The following is a 1,277-nucleotide window of genomic DNA, read 5'->3' on the forward strand; positions in this document are numbered from 1 at the left end:
CCAACAATTATGTTCTCTATAAATCAAGCAACAATAACTTCACCTTTGGCAGTGCAATATCATTGTTAGGCGCACATCAACATAAAACCGAAGATATTGTGGGATTGGATGAATTTAGAGCTAAGATCAACGAAGATCTCACAAGCTATGGTCGTTTAGCCAGCCCCAATGAATGGCAGAATTATAATAAATTTACCAGCAAAGTCACTATGAGTGGTGGCTTAGAACTGTTGGGAAACACATCATTGAATATTACCCATAATAACAAAATGATCACTAACTTAAGTACAAGCGGAAGCTCACTTAAAGGACCTTTGAGAGTCGATGGAGAACTTGTTTATACGAAATCAGAAATAGATATTCTCAAGCAGGAAATTAAAAACATCAAAAAAGATTTGATTAATAAACTCATTATTGCCGATGCTGAATTGCTTTATACGCAAGATGGGAAAATTGAATGGCCCAACTGGGTCACGGATAAAACCAAAGTCGAAATTACAGCCTGGGGTGGCGGCGGTAGTGGTGGTTGCTCTTGGTCTTATTGCTTAGGCGGCGGTGGAGGAGGTGGAGGTTGTTCCGTGTGGTACGGCTATAAAGCCAGTTTAAACGGGCATGAGGATATCATCATTGGTAAAGGAGGAACTTCTGTTGCAAAGCATGGTGCGACAGGAAATTCTGGAGGCACAACAACCGTTGGCAAAAATTTTATGACAGCTACAGGAGGAAAAGGTGGTGGAGGTGCTTATTATTCCAGCCCATCATCCCGTTACTCAGGTTCTGGTGGTACTGGAGGAGTTGGCGGGAACTTTGGTTGGGCAACAGATAGTCTCTTAGGACTTGCCAAAGGCGGAAATGGTTATGCTGGAACGAAAGGAATTGATGCAGAAATGAGTGGTAACGGAGGTGATGCTGGGGGCGATACATCAAGGGGTGGCGCTGGAGGAACGGGAGATGGTTACCATACTTCAGGAAAAGCAGGGCGTGGTTTTGGGGGTGGAGGTGCTGGTGCTAACGGGGATGGGCATTACAGCGGTGCTGGTGCTGATGGCGCTGTTCTTATAAGGTTATGGAAAGATTAAATGGATGCACAAGTAACCAAGATATGACAGAAGTCAAATGAATAGCCGTTCTATAAGCGAGCTTGTATGTTTTTAAGTCCTTTAAAGCCCTTTGAAAGGGCTTTTTTTGACTGACAGTGTCAGTCTTATGGAGCATGGTGATGGTTGTTATAGTCTCTTCATTGATTTGGAGAGCAAGATGGCAACAGAATTTAATCA

General features: G+C 43.3%; 1 protein-coding gene. It reads left to right on the forward strand.

Annotation, left to right across the window (positions count from 1 at the left end):
* The coding region (locus GQO39_RS08515; protein WP_156851772.1) for a Bgr_08870 family protein at positions 1-1,079 on the forward strand (1,079 nt) is incomplete at its 5' end.
* Positions 1,080-1,277 lie beyond the last annotated feature (198 nt).

The sequence above is a fragment of the Bartonella refiksaydamii genome (assembly GCF_902652675.1).
GTDB classification, from domain to species: Bacteria; Pseudomonadota; Alphaproteobacteria; order Rhizobiales; family Rhizobiaceae; genus Bartonella; species Bartonella refiksaydamii.